A 20,414-nucleotide genomic window follows, 5' to 3' on the forward strand; every position below is an offset into this window, starting at 1 on the left:
GCCCGTGCAAGTGCGCGGGCCGTCATCGGAGGATGCTGGCATGGCCATGGAAGATATCGACCGCGCGCTGCTGGAACTGTTGATGCTCGACACACGGGCGCTGCCGGAAACCGGTTCCGATATCGAAGGCGAGGGCGCTGCGCCGTTCCTCTCCGAACCGGCAACACCACCGCATGCCGTGCCGCTGTCGTTTGCGCAACGCCGTCTCTGGATGGCGCAGCAATTCGCCCCGGACGACGACGCCTACCACATCGCGCGGGTATTCCGTCTGCGTGGCGGCCCGATCGACGCGAACGCCGTGGAGCAGGCGATCCGGACGGTCATCGCCCGGCACGATGTATTGCGCACCCGCTTTTCCATGCAGGATGGCGAGCCATCGCAAACGGTACTGTCCGAAGTGCCGTTCGCCATGACACGCCTGGACTGGTGCAACACGCCGGTCTCCGGCATCGACGCGCGCGTCAGTGCATTGGCTTCGGAGAATGCCCGTACCCCGTTCGATCCGGGCGTTGCCCCGATGCTGCGTGTGACGTGGATCGACTTGCCGATGCAGCAGCATGTGCTGGCCGTCACCATGCATCACCTGATCTCGGACGCCGCATCGAACGATGTCTGGGCGCGCGAGTTTGCTCAGGCCTATCTGGCGGTGGCGCAGGGAACGGACCCGATGGCGACGTTGCCGTCGCTCGCCATTCAATATGCCGATTACGCGCAGCGGCAGCATTCAGGTCTGGTGAGCGGACGGTGGCAGGCGGCGCTCGACGGCTGGCGCCGGGATCTCGCCGACGAGTACGGCCCGTTGCAGCTTCCTGCGCCGTTGACGCGCGAAGCCGGCGTGCGTCGCGGGGTATTGCGCCATGGTCTCGATGCGTCCCGACATGCCGCGCTGAGTGCGTGGTGCCAGCAGGCGGGCGTGACGCCGTTCGTCGCGCTGCTTAGCCTATGGCAACTGACCCTGCGCCGCTATCACGGCGAGGGAGATTTCCTCGTCGGTGTGCCCGTCGACGGACGCCATGTTCCCGGCACGCCGGACCTGATCGGCTGCTTCGTCGGCACTCAGGTATACCGGGCGCACCACCGTCCTGCACGCACGTTGCGCGCGCACGTCGAGGAGGTGAATCGCACCCGCGCGGCGGCGCTCGATCGGCTTGACGTGCCGTTCGAACTGGCGCTGGACGCCGCCCGGCGCAGCGGCCGCAACATTTTCCAGACGATGTTCAACTTCAGCCAGACGGATGCCGCGCCGCAATTGCACGTTGGCGACGTTCAGGTGGATGTGCTGACGCTGTCCAACGACACGCCCCAGTTCGACCTGACGCTGGCGCTCGACTGGCATCGGCTCGGCGCGGACCTCGATCTCGAATACGACCGTGATCGCGTCGATGGCGCGCTCGCCCGCGCGTTGCTCGACGATTTCGGCACGTGGCTCGATGCGCTCGTGAGCGACGCCGGCATGACAGCAGGCGCCGTCGCGCTGACCCCACGCGCATCGACGCATCTTCCCGCGGATTGCCTGCCAGACGAGGTGACGGGCGACGGGCACGATGCGCGTCTCGATCCCGTGCCTGTACGCATTGCGTCGCGTGCGGGGCTCGATCCTTCACGCGTGGCGGTCGTCTGCGGCGAAACCCGTGTCACGTACGGCGAATTGATCGGTCGCGCGGATGCATTGGCGCGCCGTCTCGTCGCCGACGGGGCAGGGCCGGACACCTGTGTCGGCGTGGCGCTGGAGCGCTCTGTCGACATGGTCGTCGCGGTGCTTGGTGTGCTCCGCGCGGGGGCCGCGTACGTGCCGCTCGATCCCGAGTATCCCGCCGAGCGTCTGGCCTATATCGTGGCGGACAGCGGGTTGCAGCGGATCGTCACAAGCCCGGATGTCGCCGCGCGTCTGGCGCTTGCGGCAGATATACGGACGTTCGAGGTCGAATCCAGCGAGGCGGAAAGCAACGACGGTGTGCTCGACGTCATCGTGCAGCCCGAGCACCTCGCCTATGTGATTTACACGTCGGGATCGACAGGGCGACCAAAAGGCGTCATGGTGCGGCACGCGGGGCTTTCGAGCTTCATTGCGAGTCTGGGAGAGCGTCCGGGGCTGGGCATCGACGACCGCTGGGTTGCCGTGACATCGCTCTCGTTCGATATTGCCGCCCTGGAGTTGTATTTGCCGCTCGTGACCGGTGCGCAACTGATCGTCGCGGAAAAGGACACGACGCGAGATGGCGCGGCCCTTGCCCGATTGCTCACGCAGACCCGAGCCACGGTACTTCAGGCAACCCCGGCCACGTGGCGCATGCTGCTCGACGTCGATGCGCACGCCACACCGGCCGGACGCGCCGCGCATACGGCGCTTCAGGGACTGAAAGGTCTTTGCGGTGGCGAAGCCTTGCCGCTGGATCTGGCGCAATCGCTGCGGGTGCGCGGCGTTGCGCTCTGGAATATGTATGGGCCGACAGAGACGACGATCTGGTCGCTGGTCGGACGCTTCGATGGCCACAAGGCCACGCTCGGCGCCCCGATCCGGGCAACGCAAGCGTGGGTGCTCGACGCGAGTCTCAACGAAACGCCGGTCGGCGTGCCCGGCGAACTCTATCTGGGCGGGGAAGGGCTCGCGCGTGGCTACTGGCAGCGCGCGCCCCTGACGGCGGAGCGCTTTGTTCCGCATCCGTTCGCTAACGACGGCGCACGTCTGTATCGCACTGGCGATCTTGTGCGACGTCGCGCCGATGGCGATATCGAATTCATGGGCCGCATCGATCAGCAGGTCAAGATTCGCGGCTTCCGCATCGAATTGGGCGAAATCGAGGCAGGGCTGCTGGCTTGTGACGGCGTGCGTGAAGCCGTGGTCACGGCCCATATGGGGCCAGGCGGTGCGCGTCTGGTCGGTTATGTGACGGCCTTGCAGGGTGTCGCGCTCGACGAAGCCCAACTGCGACGCACCATCGGTCGTACGCTGCCCGATTACATGGTGCCGGCGCGCGTGATCGTGCTGCCCGCCATGCCCCTCACGCCCAACGGCAAGATGGATCGGCGTGCGCTGCCGGTGCCCCAGCAAAGCGATACCGCTTATGAAGCGCCGCGGGGGAGCATCGAAGTCACGCTCGCCGAGGCATGGCGTTCGGCGCTGCGTCTGGAAGAGGGCGCACGCATCGGCCGCGACGACAACTTCTACGCACTCGGTGGCGACTCCATCCTGACGTTAAGAGGCGTGGCGCATGCCGCGCAGTCCGGCGTCGAGTCGACGCCGCGCCAGTGGTTCGAAGCTGCGACGCTGCGCGCGTTGGCCGAGGCGGTGATGCGCGACGTCTTGCCGCAAAGCCGTCCCGAGAGGCTCGTTCGCGATGGCGGGCGATTGCGCGTTGCGGCATCGCATGCCCAGCAGCGTCAATGGTTCCTCTGGTCGTTGCAGCCGGAAAGCCCTGCGTACCACATCACCGGCGCGATGCGTCTGAAGGGCGCGCTTGACGTCGACGCCGTCCGTCACGCGTTCGCCGTGATGGTCGACAGACACGAAGTGCTGCGCACCACGTTCAGCGACAAGACGGACGGGGCGGACGCCGCCGCACTGCACCAGATCGTGCACGCCGAATTGCCGTTCGCGTGGCAGCACATGGAGGTCGCATCGCAGGATGACGCGCACACCAGGGCGCAGGCGTTCAACGACGCGCCGTTCGATCTGCGCACGGGGCCGTTGTTGCGTGTCGCACTGCTGGCGTTGCCAGGTGAGAGAACCCGGCCCTCGCGCGAACACATCCTGCTCGTCGCCATGCATCACATCGTGGCGGACGGATGGTCCGTCGACATCGTGCTGCGCGAGTTTGTCGCGGGCTATCAGGCGGCCACTTCAGGGCAGGCGCAGGCGCTGCCCGCATTGACGCTTCAGTACGCCGACATCGCCGAATGGCAGCGAGGCCGGCTTGCGTCGGGCGAGCAGCGGCGTCAGCTCGACTGGTGGCGCGCCGCGTTGGATGACGGCGAGGCGGCGCCGGTGTTGCTGCTGCCGTCGGATCATCCGCGCGAACCGCTGGCGCAGTACACGGAAGCGTCCGTGCCGTTCTCGCTACCACCGGCGTTGACGGCAGGGGTTCGTGCGCTTGCAGCCGCGCGTCGTGCAACGCCGTTCATGATCGTGCTCGCCGCCTTCCAACTGCTGCTCTCGCGCCACAGCGGCCTGCGCGACATTCGCGTCGGGGTGCCGATTGCGGGACGGGAACTGCCCGAAAGCGCGCCGCTCATCGGTCTGTTCATGAATACACAGGTGCTACGTGGGCGTCTCGATGCGTCGCAAACCGTGGCGCAACTACTCGACCGGACCCGGGCGCATGTGCTGGACGCGGCCACCCATCAAGCCTTGCCGTTCGAAGCCCTCGTGGAAGCCATGGCTCCCGAGCGGAGCCTGACGCACACGCCGCTGTTCCAGGTTCTGCTCAATTACCAGCGAGACGACGCCAGCCCCGTGCAAGCGCTCGAAGGGCTGCACGTCGAACGGTATTTGCCGCGTGCGCGCGCCGCGCAGTTCGAATTGACGCTGAGCGCCAACGAACTGGCATCCGGTGGACTGACGGGGAGCTTCGATTATGCCCGCGAACTGTTCGCACCGGAGACGATCGCCCGTCTGTGCGAGCAGTTCGTGTCGCTGCTCGCAGCGTTCGTCGCCACACCGGGCACTCCGCTGGGCGATCTCGCGCTCCTGACCGGCGAGGCGCATGAGCGTCTCATCGAGCACGGAGAGACGCGACTGGCGGCGGAGGCGTTCATCCCCGTCCACCATCGGCTCGAAATGCACGCCGCGCAGAGTCCCGAGGCACTGGCGCTGCTGCACGACGGCGTCGCACTTTCGCGGGCGACGCTCAACACGCGTGCGAACCGCCTAGCCCATCATTTGATCGCGTTGGGTGTGAAACCCGACACGCGCGTCGGCGTGGCGTTGACACGCTCGATCGACATGGTCATCGGCATTCTCGCGGTGCTCAAGGCCGGTGGCGCTTACGTGCCGCTCGACCCGGACTATCCGCCGCAACGACTCGCCCACATGCTGGAAGACAGCGGCGCGGCGCTGGTGCTCGGCCATGCGGCGAGCGACCATGTGGCGCTGCCCGATGGCGTGATGCGTATCGACGTCAATACGACGCATCAAACCCCGGAGACCGCGCCACTGGTGACACTACGGCCTGAGCATCTGGCTTACGTCATCTACACCTCTGGGTCGACGGGCAAGCCGAAGGGCGTGGCCGTCAGTCATGGTGGGCTCGCGGCGCATGCGCGCGTCTGGGCATCGCTGTGCCGTCTGTCGACCGACGACCGCGTGTTGCAGTTCTCGACGATGAACTTCGACGGTTTCGTCGAACAGCTCTTCCCGGCGCTGCATGTGGGGGCGGCCGTTGTACTGCGCGGGCCGCAGTTGTGGAGCGCAGACGAATTCGTCGCAAACGTCGCACGTGACGGCGTCACGGTCGTCGATTTGCCGACCGCGTACTGGAACGTGCTGGCGCAGGCGCTCGATGGCGCGTCGAACGCGCCGCTCCCGGGCGTTCGACAGTTGCATGTCGGCGGTGAAGCGATGTCCGCGCAGGGATTGCAACGTTGGCGCGATCACGCCGGCCTTCGGCATATCCGTCTGCTCAATACTTACGGCCCGACAGAAGCTGTCGTCACGGCCTCGGCATGGACGGCGGGTGACGCCGCGCGCGACAGCGTCGCCAGCGTGCCGATCGGACGCGCCCTGGAAGGCCGGCGGCTGTATATCGTCACGCCGGACATGACATTGGCGCCACAGGGCGCCATCGGTGAACTGCTGATCGGTGGCGATCTGCTCGCCCGGGGGTACCTCGAGCGCGCTGCGCAGACCGCCGAACGCTTCGTGCCGGATCCTTTCGGCGCCCCGGGCAGCAGGGCATACCGCACCGGCGATCTGGTGCGATGGCGCGCGGATGGGGCGCTGGAATACATCGGTCGCGCCGATTTTCAGGTGAAGATTCGTGGCTTTCGTGTCGAACTCGGTGAGATTGAGGCGGCATTGCTTGCGCAGCCAGGCGTGCGGGAGGCGGTCGTCGCCGCGTTCGACAGCGACGCCGGGACGCGACTGGCGGCATACGTCACGGGGCAGGAGGGGCGAATCCCCGATGCCGCCGTGCTGCGTGCCGCGCTGGAAGCCTCGCTGCCGACACCGCTCGTGCCGTCGGCCATTGTGGCGCTCGACGTCTTGCCCATGACGCCGGGAGGCAAGCTCGATCGCGGCGCCTTGCCTGCACCGTGGTTCGAGCAGAACGGATACGTGGCACCCGCCAGCGAGCGCGAGGTGGCGCTGGCGGAAGTCTGGGCCGAGGTGCTGGGTGTGACACGCGTTGGCCGCGACGACAACTTCTTCTCGCTCGGCGGTGACTCGATTCTGGTGCTGCGCGTCGTCGCTCGTGCCGCGGCGCGCAGTATTACGCTTTCGCCACGTCAGTTGTTCGTCCATCGTTCTCTGGCAGCGCTGGCTGCCGCATCGCTGGCGACGGCAGGGGCCGGGATGGCACCGATCCCGCGGACCCGTCAGTCGAGACAAGCACTGCCCATGTCGCATGCACAACGCCGGCTGTGGTTCCTGTGGCACCTGCAACCCGACAGCAGCGCTTATCACGTGGCCGGAGGCATCGGTTTGCGCGGGACGCTGGATGTGACGGCTGTACGCAATGCGTTCGCATATATCGTGGCGCGGCATGAAGTGCTGCGCACGACGTTCGAAGTCCCGGCGGGCGGGACGGAGGCGGTGCAGGTCGTTCATGATTCACCGGACTTCGCATGGCAGGTGTTCGATACGTCCGCCGAAGACGCCCCGGCGAAAGCCCAAGCGTTTGCCGACGCACCGTTCGACCTGCAACGCGGGCCGCTGCTTCGAGTCGGCGTGATGCGCTTGACGGGGGCCTCGTCCGACACGGATGCAGCCGACTATGCGCTGCTGATCGCCATGCATCACATCGTGGCGGATGGTTGGTCAGTCGGCGTGCTGCTCGACGAGTTTGTCACTGCCTACACTACGCAGCGCAGAGCGAACGAAGACACGCTGACGCCGGCACGCGCCGAATTGCCGAAATTGCCGATCCAGTACGGCGACTACGCTGCGTGGCAGCGCGCAACGTTCGACGGCACCGAGCGCGAGCGGCAGCTTGCCTACTGGCGTGCGCTGCTGGGCGATATCCATCCGGTTGCCGATCTGCCGCACGACCACCGGCGCCATCCCACGGGGGTCTACAAAGCCGCCCGGCACCCGTTCCAGTTGGATGCGACGACAGTCGCGTCGGTGCGCGAAGCGGCCCGACGCCACGGCGTCACACCTTACGTCCTGCTCCTCTCGGCATTTCAAGCGTTGCTGCACCGCTGGTGCGCACAAAGTGAGGTTCGCGTCGGCGTCCCTGTCTCTGGCCGAGACCAGCCCGAAGTTGCCAATCTGATCGGTGTGTTCATCAACACGCTCGTCATGCGGGCCGACTTCCCGGCTCGCCTGCGCACCGCCGAACTGGTGGAGATGGTCGGCGAGCGCACGCAACAGGCCATGGATCATCAGACGTTGCCGTTCGACAGCCTCGTCGATGCCTTGTCACCGACGCGCAGTGTCAGCCACACGCCGCTGTTCCAAGTCATGTTCAATCACCAACGCGAAGACTATCGCGTGCTGCGTGAGTTGCCGGACCTCACGACCCGCCACTTCGACACGGGCGGCGAGGCGGCGCAGTTCGAACTGACGCTGAACGTCAGCGAGGCGTCCGACGGGACGATCGCGGGAAGCTTCACGTATGCCCGCGAACTGTTTGAGGCGTCGACGATGGCGCGTCTGTCCCGTCAGTACGAAACCATGCTCTCGGCGCTGTGTGCCGCTGACGATGCGGTCATCGACGACATCGCGCTCCTGGACACCGAAGCGGCCGCACAACTCGACGCCTGGGGCGTCGCGACCGAGGACTTCTCGGCCGATGTGCCGGTACACGTCAGGATGACGGCGCAGGCACAACGCACGCCCGACGCGATTGCCGTGCGCGCCGATGACGAAGTTCTCACGTACGCTGCACTCGAGCGTCGCAGCAACCAGTTAGCGCATGCGCTGATGTCACAGGGGGTCGGGCCGGATGTCCCGGTGGCCGTCGCGCTCGAACGCGGTGCGGGCATGCTCGTGGCACTGCTCGGCGTGCTCAAGGCCGGTGGTTGCTACGTGCCGCTCGACCCGGCCTATCCGGTGGAGCGTCTGCGTTACATGCTCGCGCACAGCGGCGTGACGCGGCTCGTCACGCAGTCGTCGCTTCAGGCAACGCTGCCGCTGCCGGCGGGATCTGCATGCCTTATTTTGGATCGGCTGGGTAGTTTCGACGCCGAGACATATTCCGACATCGCGCCCGACGTTCATATCGGCGCGGAGCATCTCGCCTATGTGATCTACACGTCGGGGTCGACCGGCAAGCCCAAGGGCGTGATGGTGCGTCACGGCGGGCTGTCGAACTTCATGTCGAGTCTGGCGCAACGCCCCGGGCTGAACGCCAGCGACCGATGGGTTGCGGTGACGTCGCTGTCCTTCGACATTGCAGCGCTCGAACTCTTCCTGCCGCTGATCTCGGGTGCGCAAGTGATCGTCGCCTCGCGAGATACCGCGCGTGATGGCGTCGCGCTCGCCGCGCTGTTGCAGACGAGCGGCGCGACAGTGTTGCAATCGACGCCCGCGACATGGCGCATGCTGCTCGCGGCAGGCAAGCCGTGGCCTGCGTTGCGGGCGCTGTGCGGCGGCGAAGCCCTGCCGCCGGATCTGGCCGACGCCTTGTGTGCGCGCGGCTGCGAACTCTGGAATCTGTACGGGCCGACCGAAGCCACGATCTGGTCGATGCTGGGCCGTGTTGTCGGCAAGCCGGTGCTGGGACAAGTCATCGCAGGCACGCAGGCACGCGTGCTCGACGCTCGTCTCCAGCCCGTACCGCCGGGGGTGGCCGGCGAGCTATATCTCGGCGGCAGCGGTCTGGCCCGCGGCTACTTCGGCCGCGCAGACCTGAGCGCCGAGCGTTTCATCCCCGATCCCTTCTCGCCGGACGGCCAGCGCTTGTATCGCACGGGCGATCTGGCGCGCTGGAAGCACGACGGCACCCTCGAATTCCTCGGCCGCACCGATCATCAGGTCAAGATTCGCGGACACCGGATCGAACTTGGCGAAATCGAGTCCCGGCTCGCCGCCTGTGCTGGCGTGGGCGCTGCAGTCGTCGTGGCGCATGAGGGAGCAACCGGTGCGCAACTGGTCGGATACGTCTGTCCGGAGGCCGGGGCGGCGGGCACCGAAGCGCTGAAGGTGGATGTGCTGCGTGGCGAGCTGGCCGCGCAATTGCCCGACTACATGGTGCCTGCTGTCATTCTCGTGCTGAGCACGCTACCGCTCACGCCCAACGGTAAGATCGACCGCAAGGCGCTGCCCGCACCAGACATTGCACCGCGCCACTTCGTGGCGCCTGAGCCGGGTGATGAGACATTGCTCGCGGACGTCTGGCGTGAGGTGCTGGACGTCGAGCCGATCGGCCGCGACGACAACTTCTTCGCCCTGGGCGGTCATTCGCTGCAAGCGATGCAGATCGTCTCGCTATTGGCCACGAAGCACGGCAAAGTGCTCGCCTTGCGCGACGTGTTTGCGGCTGCGACGCTGTCGGCGCTCGCCAGGTGCATTGCACAGGCGTCGCCGGAAACCACGGGCGCTATCGCTCCGATTCCGTTGCGCGATGATTCGCAGCGCGCGCCCCTCACGCACGGTCAGGCGCGTCTCTGGTTCCTCTGGCAGATGGCCCCGGCAAGTGCCGCGTATCACATGACGGGCGCCTTCCGCCTCGATGGGCAACTCGACACGCGGGCGCTGCAACTCGCTGTGGCTGACGTCGTGAAGCGTCACGACGTGCTGCACAGCCGCTTCGAATCGGTCGACGATACCCCCTGGCAGGTTGTCGACGCGCCCGATGCCTTCGGCTGGGCAATCGAAAACCTTGAGCTTAGCGGCGTCGCCCTGAATGAACGCCTGCGGGCGCTGTCGTCCAGACCCATCGATCTGACGCACGGCCCAATCCTGCGGGTTACGTTACTACGTGTCGGTGAGGCGTCGCACGTTCTGCATTTCGCCACGCATCACATCGTGGCCGACGAGTGGTCGGTGGGTGTGTTGGCACGCGACTTCGGTCATGCCTATACGGCCCGGCTGGCTGGCGACGCCCCGGTTTTCACGCCGCTGGCGGCGCAGTACGGCGACTTTTCCGCCTGGCACCGCGAATGGCTCGACGAAGCCCGCGAATCCGCTCAACTCGACTATTGGCGCCAGCGGCTGGGCGACGAGTATCCGGTGCTGGAGCTACCCGTGGCGCGCAAGCGCACCAGCTTGCGAGCCGATCTCGGCGCGCGCATCACGGCCGAGCTGCCGGGCAACGTCAGTCAGGGCGTGCGCGCGCTGGCACGCCGTCACGGCACGACGCCGTTCACCGTGCTGCTCAGCGCGTGGCAACTCACGCTTTCCCGTTACGCCGCGCAGAAGGACGTGCGCGTCGGCGTGCCGGTCGCCGGACGCGTTCACCCGTCCACCGACGATCTTGTCGGCTTCTTCGTCAATACGCTCGTCATTCGCGCGGAGTTTGCCGGTTTACAGACGCTGGGCGACCTGCTTGCACAGACCCGTGCGCGCATGATCGAAGCGCAGGCGAATCAGGACGTTCCGTTCGCCCGCATCGTCGACGCGTTGCAGGTCCAGCGCAGCCTGAGCCACACGCCGCTGTTTCAGGTGATGTTCAATTACGGCGCGAGGCCCGACAAGCCGACGGCACTGCCGGGCTTGCAATTCGCGCTTCTGGCCAACGAGGCGGCCACCGCCCGGTTCGACCTCGTGCTCAACGTCTTTGAAGACGATGCGTTCGGCCTGTCGCTGACGTATGCCTGCGACATCTTCGAGCGCGACACCATTGCCGAAATGCTCGCATGTTATCGCGCCGTGCTCGACCGGCTCGTCCGTGATGAAACGATGGCGACGCCGCCCGACGTGGCACTAGGCGACGTGCGTCTGGTCGAAGTGCCGACGGAGGTCAACGCGAAACCCGGAAGCGGCAGCGTGACCGGCAAGCCATGGCGGCCGGTCACACAGGCGCTGATCGAGACGGCACGCGCATACGCCGCCAAGCGTGCGGTTCATTGCGAAGGCGAACATCTCACCTACGCCGAACTCGATGCGTGGTCGGAGTGTGTCGCCCGACGGCTCATCGCCTCGGGCGTTCAACGTGAGGAACGGGTGGGGCTGTGCCTACAGCGCTCGGCCGCGATCGTTCCGGCGCTGATCGGTGTGCTGCGCGCCGGTGCCGCGTTCGTGCCGCTCGACCCTGAGTACCCTGCCGACCGCCTGGCCTACATGATGGAGGACGCAGGCGTTTCGTGTCTGCTGACCGACGCCGAAACCCGCGAATCTCTGGCGACACTGTTTGCGCAGTGCGATGCCATCGACGTCGGTCAGCTTCATCCGAAGCACATGCCGGTTGGCGTTGCCGTAGCGACCGAAACTGCCGAATCTGTCAAAACGCTGAACGACATCGAAGTCCATGGCGACCAGTTGGCCTACGTCATCTATACCTCGGGTTCGACGGGCCGACCGAAAGGCGTGGCCGTGAGCCACCGCAGCCTTGCGCTGCATCTGAACGACTTCATCGCGACGTACGGCATTTCCTCGTCCGATCGTCAGTTGCAGTCGTCGACAATCAATTTCGACGTGGCGCTGCACGAAATGCTGCCTTCGCTCATGCGCGGCGGCAGCATCGAAATGCGCGGTGCGAAGCCGTGGGATCTGGCGACGATGAACCGCCAACTGGTCGCGCAGCAAGTCACGTTCGCCCGGATTCCGACGGCGTACTGGCAGCAATGGCTGCGAGAGCCGCCAGCGCCGGCCTCGCTCGCCTTGCGGCAAATCACGGTCGGCGGCGAAGGATTGCCCGGCGACGCGTTGCGGCAATGGCGCAGCGGGCCGCTCGCCCACATCCGCCTGGACAATCTATACGGTCCGACGGAGACCACCGTCGCCTGCATGTATCGCCCGACGCAGGATGCCGATTGCGAACAGCCCATCGTGTCGATCGGCGGCCCGTATCCGTCGCGCGATGTCTACGTCTGCGACGATGCAAGCAACGTGCTGCCGGCCGGCGCGCTCGGCGAACTCTGCATTGGCGGGGAGACGCTGGCACGAGGCTATCTTGGCCGTGCGGCGCTGAGCGCCGAGAAGTTTGTGCCGGACCCGCACCGCAGCGACGGCGCACGCATGTACCGCTCCGGAGACCTTTGCCGGCAGCATCTGGACGGTACGATCGATTTCCTCGGCCGCATCGATCAACAGGTCAAGCTGCGCGGCTTCCGCATCGAACTGGGCGAAGTCGAATCGGCGTTGCGAAGCGTTCCCGGGGTGCGTGAGGCCGTCGCCGAACTGCGAGGGCAGGGCGATGACCGCCAGCTTGTGGGATACGTCACGGGCGACGCTGCACTGATCGATACCGGCACGCTGCGCGATGCGCTGCAAACGCGCTTGCCGGCCTTCATGATTCCGGGCACGTTCGTGCAGCTCGACGCACTGCCTCTGATGCTCAACGGCAAGCTCAATCGCGCGGCGCTGCCGGAACCATCGGCGCCCGTTCCCGCCGAAGCCGCACAAGGCCCGGCAACACCGACTGAATCGCTGCTGTTCGATATCTGGCGCGACACGCTCGGCCGCGACGGCTTCGGACGTCACGACAACTTCTTCGCCATCGGCGGCGATTCGCTCGCAGCGCTCCGGGTCGCAGCGAACGCGCAGCGACGTGGCATTGCCCACTTTTCGCTGGAGGGCTTGTTCTCGCATCCGAGCGTCGCGGGTCTGGCGTCGTGGCTGGATGAGGCCTCCCAAGGCCGGCCGGCGAACATCGTCACTCTCAACAGTGCGACGGCGGCCCGGCAACTTTTCGCCATTCATCCCGGCTACGGCCTCGTCGGCGAGTACCGGGCGTTGGCGAGCGCGCTGGACGGCGTCGCGCAAGTCCACGGCGTGCAGTCGCCGATGTACACCGATGCCGACTGGGCGACGCCGTCGCTCGATGCGCTCGCCCGCGACTACGCCACGGCGATCCGCCGCGTGCAGCCCAACGGCCCGTATCGTCTGCTCGGCTGGTCGAGCGGTGCGGCGATCGCGCGTCATGTGGCGGGCGTGCTTGTCGCAGACGGAAACGTCGTCGACTTCCTCGGCAGCGTGGATGGCGAAGCGCCCCAAAGCGTTGCGTCGTTCGACGAAGCGCTCAACGGACCGCTCAAGGACGTGCCCGACATGAAGCAGGCCATGGCAGTCGAAGACGCGGAAATCGACAGGTTGCAAGCCGCGATGCTGGACGACGCCGAACGCTGGCAAGGCGTAGTACCCGAAGGCGAGGACGGCCGCCGATGGCTCGCCACCGTGCTGCGCATCGGCAAACATTTCGACGCGGTGTCGGCCAGAGGGCTGGATGCCGAACCGTTGCCGGTGCCGATGCATCTCTGGCTGGCCCGCAGCGACGGCGACACGACCGCCGCGCTCGACGCCATCGCCGCCACTCGCGCGTGGCGGGAGCATACGAGCAGCGTAGCCGTGGAGAGTTTCGACACGGATCACACGGGCATTGTGCGTCATCCGGATTTCATCGCGTCGCTGCATCGTGCGATTAGCGCATTGCGCCAACCTGACACTACGGCGAGCGCATCTGACACCACGCCGGGCCATCACTCATGACATTTCGTATCAAACGTTCTGCCGGTCATCGCACGATTCTGGCGAGTCCTGCACTCGGCACCCTCTGTCTGGCCGTCCTCGGCGGCTGTACGGCGGATGCGTCGCATTCCCCTGCGGTGGCCAGTCATGTCGAGTCGCAGCGTGATCGCACGCGTTACCGCGCGCTGATCGAACGGACGACGGACGGCGTGCCGCACGTAGTCGCCAACGATTGGGGAAGTCTCGGTTGGGGCACCGCGTATGTGCAGGCGCAGGACGATCTCTGCACGATGGCGCAAGCGTTCGTCACGTATCGCGGCGAGCGCTCGCGCTACTTCGGCGCACAGGGCACCCAACCGACCGCGACGACGCTCGGCGACGTCGGCAATCTTGACTCCGATTTTTTCTTTCGCTTCGTCGCCGACGACACGCGGCTGCAAGCCTACCGCGCCGCCCAGACACCGCAATTCCGCGAACTCGTCGAAGGCTTTGCCGCCGGTTATAACCGCTACCTGAACGACTGGCAGCGCAACAAGACAGCTTCGTCGCATGCTGCCTGCCGTAGCGAGCCCTGGGTGACGGCAATCACGCCGGAGGATGTCTACCGACGCTTGTTCGCCGCGAATCTCGCGGGCGGTATGGCGCGCTTCGCCGGGCGTGTCGCGAGCGCCATACCGCCGGACACGCCGTCGTCGGCACCGCAACGTCAGAGCAGCGGTGCGTCGATCGAAAAGCTCGCGTTGCGTGCCGGGGAATTCGAAGTCGGTGGCGGGCGAGGCATCGGCAGCAACGCGCTGGCGTTTGGCGCACAAGGCAGCGCGCGCAGCCCGGACGGGAAGGCGGCGCAGTCGGTGCTGCTCGGCAATCCGCACTGGTTTCTCGAAGGGCCGGACCGCTTCTACCAGATGCGCTTGACGATGCCCGGCCAGTTGGACGTCAGTGGCGCCTCGTTTCTGGGCGTACCGGTCGTCATGATTGGGTTCAATCACAACATCGCCTGGACGCACACGGTGTCGGCCGCGCGTCGCTTCGGCCTGTTTCAACTGTCTCTCGCGCCGGACAGCGACACGACCTATCTGGTGGACGGCAAACCCGTGGCGATGACACCTGTTGCCATCACGGTGCCGGTGCGCGAGACCGACGGCACGGTGCATCCCCGTATGCGCACGCTCTATCGCACGGCGATGGGGCCGGTCGTCAATCTCGGGGCCATGTCGCCAGCGCTGCAATGGCGCGCTGCGGCGCAGGGCAAGCCCGGTCAGGCGTTCGTGATTCGTGACATCAACGCGGACAACTATCGGGTGTTCGCGAATTTCCTCGCCTGGGGCCGCGCCACATCGCTCGACGAATTCGTGAAGATCGCCCGCCGCGACGCGGCCACGCCGTGGGTGAACACGGTGGCTATTGGCCGCGACGATCCGCGCGTGTGGTTCGGTGATGTCGGCGCAATACCGAATGTCCCCGACACGCTGGCCGAGCGTTGCATACCGCCGCTGGGCAAGGCTTTCGCGGCCCAGGCGCCGGGTGTGCCGTTTCTCGATGGCGCACGCTCGGCGTGCAACTGGCCATCCAGCCCGGATGCCGCACAAGCGGGCGCCTTACCCGCCGACGCCATGCCGCAGATGTTCCGCAACGATTACGTCGCGAACATGAACAACACGCACTGGATCGTCAACCCGGCGCAGCCGCTCACGGGATTCGCGGCAGTGACGGGGCGCGAGGGCACGGAGATGGGATTGCGTCCGCGACTCGGTTTCCGTCTTGCCGACCAGCGCATTCAGGGCAGCGACGGCCTCGGCGCACCGGGGGCGAACGCCGACACGGTGGCGCGAGCCGCACTCGATGCGAGGTCGATGTCCGCGCTGCTTTTCAAGTCGCAGGCCGTGGCGAATGCATGCAGGGCTGACGGCGGCCGTCAGATCGTGACCGTAGAAGCATTCGAAAAGGCGCAAATTCCCGCGCAAGCCCGAGATGTCGACATCGCCCCGGCATGTGCCGTGCTGCAACGCTGGGACAACACGGGCGGCCCGTTTGCGCAGGGCGCGGTGCTGTGGGACACCTGGTGGGCGCAGATCAAATCGGTGCCGGAAGACAAACGATTCGCCGTGCCGTTGGATCCACAACATCCGCTCGACACCCCGAACACGCTGAACGTCGATGGCAAGACGCTGGCCAAATGGCTGGGCGTCGCCGTATTGCGCCTGCGCGAAGGCGGCTTCACGCCGGACGTCGAAACCGGCTCGGCCATGTACGCAATGCGCAATGGCGTGCGAATTCCGTGGTTCGGCGGCTGCGACGACGAAGGCTATTTCGCGTCGGGCTGCAATCGCGACGCCCGCATCGAGGATGGCGCCCTGAAGATCGACGCCCACGCCTTCTCGAACAGCTACATGCAAGTGGTGACGTTCGGCGCCAGCGGCGGCCCGGTGGACGCGCGCACGCTCATGGCCGGCTCACAGTCCGACGATCCGGCTTCGCCGCACTTCGCCGACGGCACGCTGCGCTACAGCAAGCAGGCGTGGGTTGCCCGTCCACTCGATGCCGTGAGCCTCCAAGATGGGGGCCAGTGGCTGGACAGTGCGCAAGCAACGCCGGCTTCGCTGTCGGATAGCGCCGTGGCGAAAACCGTCGCGGCGCGCTGGCTGACGCTAGCAGCACAAGGGGTGCCTGCAAGGGAAGCCAGTGAACTGCTGGGCACCTCCGAGGCCGACCTCGTCGCGACGGAGCAGGGCAGTGTGATCGTCCCGTTGCGCACGGGGCCCGACAATCTGCCCGCGATGCTTGCCAACCTTCACCGCTTGGGACGCCTGGAGGTGATGGTACGCACGGAACAAGGCATTGGCGAGCGCGTCATTCATTCGTCAAAACCGCTCTTCGATGCTGCGGGCAAGGCGACCAACACGCTGGCCATGACGGTCGATGCGTCGCGGTGGGTGTCCGCGTATGCCGTCACCCGCGACTACGGTCCGAAGCGCGAGCCTTATCGTCAATTGCAGTTCTTCGACGCGCAAGGCCGCAATATTGCCAAGATCACCGCCTTGGACGAAACACACATGACGGACTACGATGCATTGGTCGCGTCATTTCGGGCAAGCGCAGACAACGTGCCGCCGCCGATTTCGCGTGCCGGGGCCGCAGCATCGGCCGCCCCGGTCGGCTCGCAGCCGGCAGTCGCGAAAAATCAATGCCGGCGCGTCGAGCACGACGGCCGTCGTGCAAGGCTGGCATTGGCCGACGCCCTTGACGCCGCGAAGGCGAACGGCTGGCCAGTCCGAATCGGCGTCAGCAATGACGGCGCTTCGTTGGCACAGGAAGGGCGCATCGGGAACGTCCACAATATCGGCGGCGGATGGCTTCGCGTGCAAATCCGTGAGTTCACGTTGCATGTGCGTGCGTCGGGTATCGCCGGACGGTGCGACGACCGTGACGGGCAATACGGACAAATCACGTTGCTTGATGGACGCGGTGCGCCATCCGTCTCGCTGATGCTTGCGCCGCAAGCCACCGCAGCGCAGCGTCAACGCTGGCTCGCGTTGTGGCGGGCGAACGCCACCTCGGCGCTGCCCGCACCGCAACCGCAAAACAACCACAAAGACAATATCGCTCGCGTGGCGCGACATGAGCGTCGCGCGGGCCGGAACCCTCGGAAAGTTGCATGAAACGTCGTAATTTTTGTGTCGGCGCCGCTGCCATGCTGGCGGGTGCCGGTTCTCTGGTCCATGCGGCCAGACGCCTGCCAACGGGATCCGCGTTGCGCATTCTTGCGCCCGATCGGGGCGCAGTGTCGTCGTTGCTTGCCCTGGGTATCGAACCTATGGCTGGCGCGGATCGCGCCTTTTACGATTCGATGGGTGCTGAACCGCGCATGCCGCCTGGCATGAATATCGTCAGTAGTGGCGATCCCATCGAGCCCAACCTCGAACTGATGATCGAGCTGGGCATCAACTGGTGCGTGACCGTGACCACCCCGCAAATCGCCCGCGAACGCATGGGCGTGATCGCGCCGGTGACACATCTGGACATCTTCACGGGCCAGATCGGGGCGCTCGATCGTGCTGCCGAGGGACTGCGCACGCTGGCTCGCCTGACCGGCCGGGAAGATCAGGCCACCGCATATATTGCGCAAGTCGAAGTGCGCATGGCGGACGTCGCCCGCACGCTAGCCGCCAGTGGCCGGCCCGCGCAACGGCAAACGTATCTGGTGACGCTCAACGACGGCGGGCGCTCGATGGTCGCGTACGGACGTAACAGCATCATGTGGGACGTGATGACGCGTGTCGGCCTGCGCAACGCGTGGACACGCAGTACCAATGAATACGGGTTCAGTGTCGGCGGCGTCGAGTTGCTGGCCGAGGTGCCGGACGCCGACATCGTCGTCGTGGATTTCGGCGCATCGACGACGGCGGCCTTGCGTCAACTTGCCGTCAGCCCGTTCTGGAACCGTCTGGCATCCGTGCGCGCAGGCCGTGTGTACCGGATTCCGCTCATCGATCTGTTCAATTCGTATCCCTCGGCAACGACGCTGCTGCGCGGGCTTGGCGAACTCGTTCGCCGCGAGGATTTCCGTCATGTCTAGTGTGGCCATTCCGACGCCGATGCCGCCGCGCGAGAAGTCGCCGCTGTCGTTCGTCCTGCTCCTTTTCGTACTCGCGCTGGGTCTGACCTGGCTCAACCTGCACAACGCGTTGCCGGCCACCGGCTGGCGCGGATTGCTGCCCGGGGCCGATCCCGACGACATGAAGCGCGTGGTGATCGAGTATTCGTTCGCGCCGCGTCTGGCTGTCTCGCTGCTGGCGGGCGTGGCGCTATCGCTCGCGGGCGGGCTGTTCCAGCACGTCTTGCGCAATCCGCTCGCCGAGCCGACGACGCTGGGCGTGGCCGCAGGGGCCAATCTGGCTATGACGGTGACGACGTTGTGGTTCCCGTCGTTGCTGATCGAGCATCGCGATGCCGTGGCGCTCGGCGGGGCGATTGCCGCGTTCTCGCTGGTGTTCGTGATCGCCTGGGCGCACTCGCTCTCGCCACTGGTGCTGATCCTGTGCGGACTGGTCGTCACGCTCTGTGCAGGTTCCATCGGCTCGGTGCTTTCGCTGTTCTTCCATGAGGGCCTGCTCGGCGTGTTCGTCTGGCAATCGGGGGCGCTCAATCAGAATAGCTGGTCCATCGCTCAACAATTACTGCCTCGCGTTGCACTCGGTGCCGTTGCGGCGGCGTTGCTGGTGCGTCCGCTGTCGGTCATAGCGGTAGGAGACGATGCGTCGCGCGCGCTGGGCGTGTCGCTGCGCTGGTTGCGACTGTGTGCGCTCTTCGTCGGCACGCTGCTGTGCGCGTGGATCGTGAGCGCGCTGGGTGTGATCGGATTTGTGGGACTCGCCGGACCGGCGCTCGCCCGTCTGGCAGGCGCACGCACGCTCGGACGACGCCTCGTCTGGGGGGCAGTGATCGGCGCCTTGCTGCTATGGCTGGCGGATCAAATCGTGCAGTGGCTCGGCCTGTGGCTGCCAGAGATTCCGACGGGGATCGCCACGGCGCTGCTCGGCGCGCCGCTGCTGCTCTGGCTCTTGCCGCAATTGCACGACAGCGCACACGTTCATCGACATGGCGGGCCGGTGGTGCAGCGCACGCAACGCAATCTCTGGGTGGCCGTTCTCGGGGCGTTAATCGTGCTTGCTGTGATGACCGTGGCGTCAATTCTCGTCTCGCAAGGGTTAGCCGGGTGGCGTTTCGACACCTTCGAGTCGCTCGGTCGATTGACGTCGCTGCGTGTGCCACGCGTGGTCGGCACGCTGGCGGCGGGCGCGATGCTGTCGGTGGCAGGGGTTCTGATTCAACGTCTGACGGCGAACCCAATGGCGAGCCCGGAAGTTCTCGGGATCTCGTCGGGCGCGTCGCTCGGGCTGATCGTGCTTCTGTTTGCAGTGAACTCGCCGTCCCAGACCATGCAGCTTGCCGCGGCCTCGGCCGGCGCGTTCCTCGCGCTGGGCGCGATGTTCCTGCTCGCGCGCCGCGATGGCTTCTCGCCGGAGCGCCTGATTCTGACGGGTATCGGCGTCAGCACGGTCTTCAGCGGCCTGGCGTCGCTGATGATGGCCAGCGGCGATCCGCGCATGGCGATGCTGCTGGCCTGGATGGCGGGTTCGACGTATGGCGTCGGGGCAACGCAGGCGAGTGTGGCGCTGCTGATCGCCGTGGTGCTGCTGCCGCTGGTGCTGTTCGCGGCACGCGCCCTCGACATTCTGCCGCTGGGCGAGGCCGTCGCCCGGTCGGTCGGTGTGAACGTGGAACGCGCGCGTTTCGGGTTGCTGCTCGCCGCTGCCGTGCTCAGCGCCGCGGCCACGCTCATCATCGGCCCGATTTCATTCGTTGGGCTGATGGGCCCGCACATCGCACGAATGATGGGGCTGCAGCGCCCCGTGTCGCAGATTTTCGGCGGCGCCTTCGTCGGTGCCGCGATACTCGTGCTGGCCGACTGGATCGGCCGCAACGCGCTGTTCCCTGACCAAATGCCGGCAGGCCTGTTGGCCACGTTCGTCGGCGGACCGTATTTCCTGATGCTGATCTGGCGCGATCGTGCCTGATACGACGACACCGACCACCGAGGATCACCTCACGCAGTGCAAGACCGGATGACACGATGATGGAAGACACAGAACTCGCCGCCACGCCATTGCAGGCGGCACGAACCACG

At 66.1% G+C, this 20,414-nt stretch carries 4 protein-coding genes; all 4 read left to right on the forward strand.

Annotated elements, in window-relative coordinates:
* Positions 1–40 precede the first annotated feature (40 nt).
* The 4 genes from PHO31112_RS16075 to fhuB are packed head-to-tail and all read left to right on the forward strand — an operon-like array spanning position 41 to position 20,304.
* Positions 41–13,747: a non-ribosomal peptide synthetase gene (locus PHO31112_RS16075; RefSeq protein ID WP_150621409.1), complete on the forward strand. Its 13,707-nt coding sequence runs from the start codon at positions 41–43 to the stop codon at positions 13,745–13,747.
* Positions 13,744–17,385, forward strand: a complete 3,642-nt coding sequence (locus tag PHO31112_RS16080) for a penicillin acylase family protein (RefSeq protein WP_150621410.1) — start codon at positions 13,744–13,746, stop codon at positions 17,383–17,385. The genes PHO31112_RS16075 and PHO31112_RS16080 overlap by 4 nt, the downstream gene beginning before the upstream one ends.
* On the forward strand, positions 17,382–18,302 hold the full coding sequence (locus PHO31112_RS16085; protein ID WP_150621411.1) for an ABC transporter substrate-binding protein: 921 nt from the start codon (positions 17,382–17,384) through the stop codon (positions 18,300–18,302). Before PHO31112_RS16080 ends, PHO31112_RS16085 begins: the two co-directional genes overlap by 4 nt.
* Positions 18,295–20,304 (forward strand): Fe(3+)-hydroxamate ABC transporter permease FhuB, encoded by a 2,010-nt coding sequence (fhuB, locus tag PHO31112_RS16090; protein WP_217427037.1) that lies wholly within the window; start codon positions 18,295–18,297, stop codon positions 20,302–20,304. The genes PHO31112_RS16085 and fhuB overlap by 8 nt, the downstream gene beginning before the upstream one ends.
* Positions 20,305–20,414: the final 110 nt, after the last annotated feature.

This window comes from Pandoraea horticolens, assembly GCF_902459555.1.
GTDB classification, from domain to species: Bacteria; Pseudomonadota; Gammaproteobacteria; order Burkholderiales; family Burkholderiaceae; genus Pandoraea; species Pandoraea horticolens.

Excerpts from the sequence above, each read along its gene's own strand:
- fhuB (WP_217427037.1), top strand. The coding sequence starts at position 18,295 with ATGTCTAGTGTGGCCATTCCGACGCCGATGCCGCCGCGCGAGAAGTCG.
- PHO31112_RS16075 (WP_150621409.1), top strand. The coding sequence starts at position 41 with ATGGCCATGGAAGATATCGACCGCGCGCTGCTGGAACTGTTGATGCTC.
- PHO31112_RS16085 (WP_150621411.1), top strand. The coding sequence starts at position 17,382 with ATGAAACGTCGTAATTTTTGTGTCGGCGCCGCTGCCATGCTGGCGGGT.
- PHO31112_RS16080 (WP_150621410.1), top strand. The coding sequence starts at position 13,744 with ATGACATTTCGTATCAAACGTTCTGCCGGTCATCGCACGATTCTGGCG.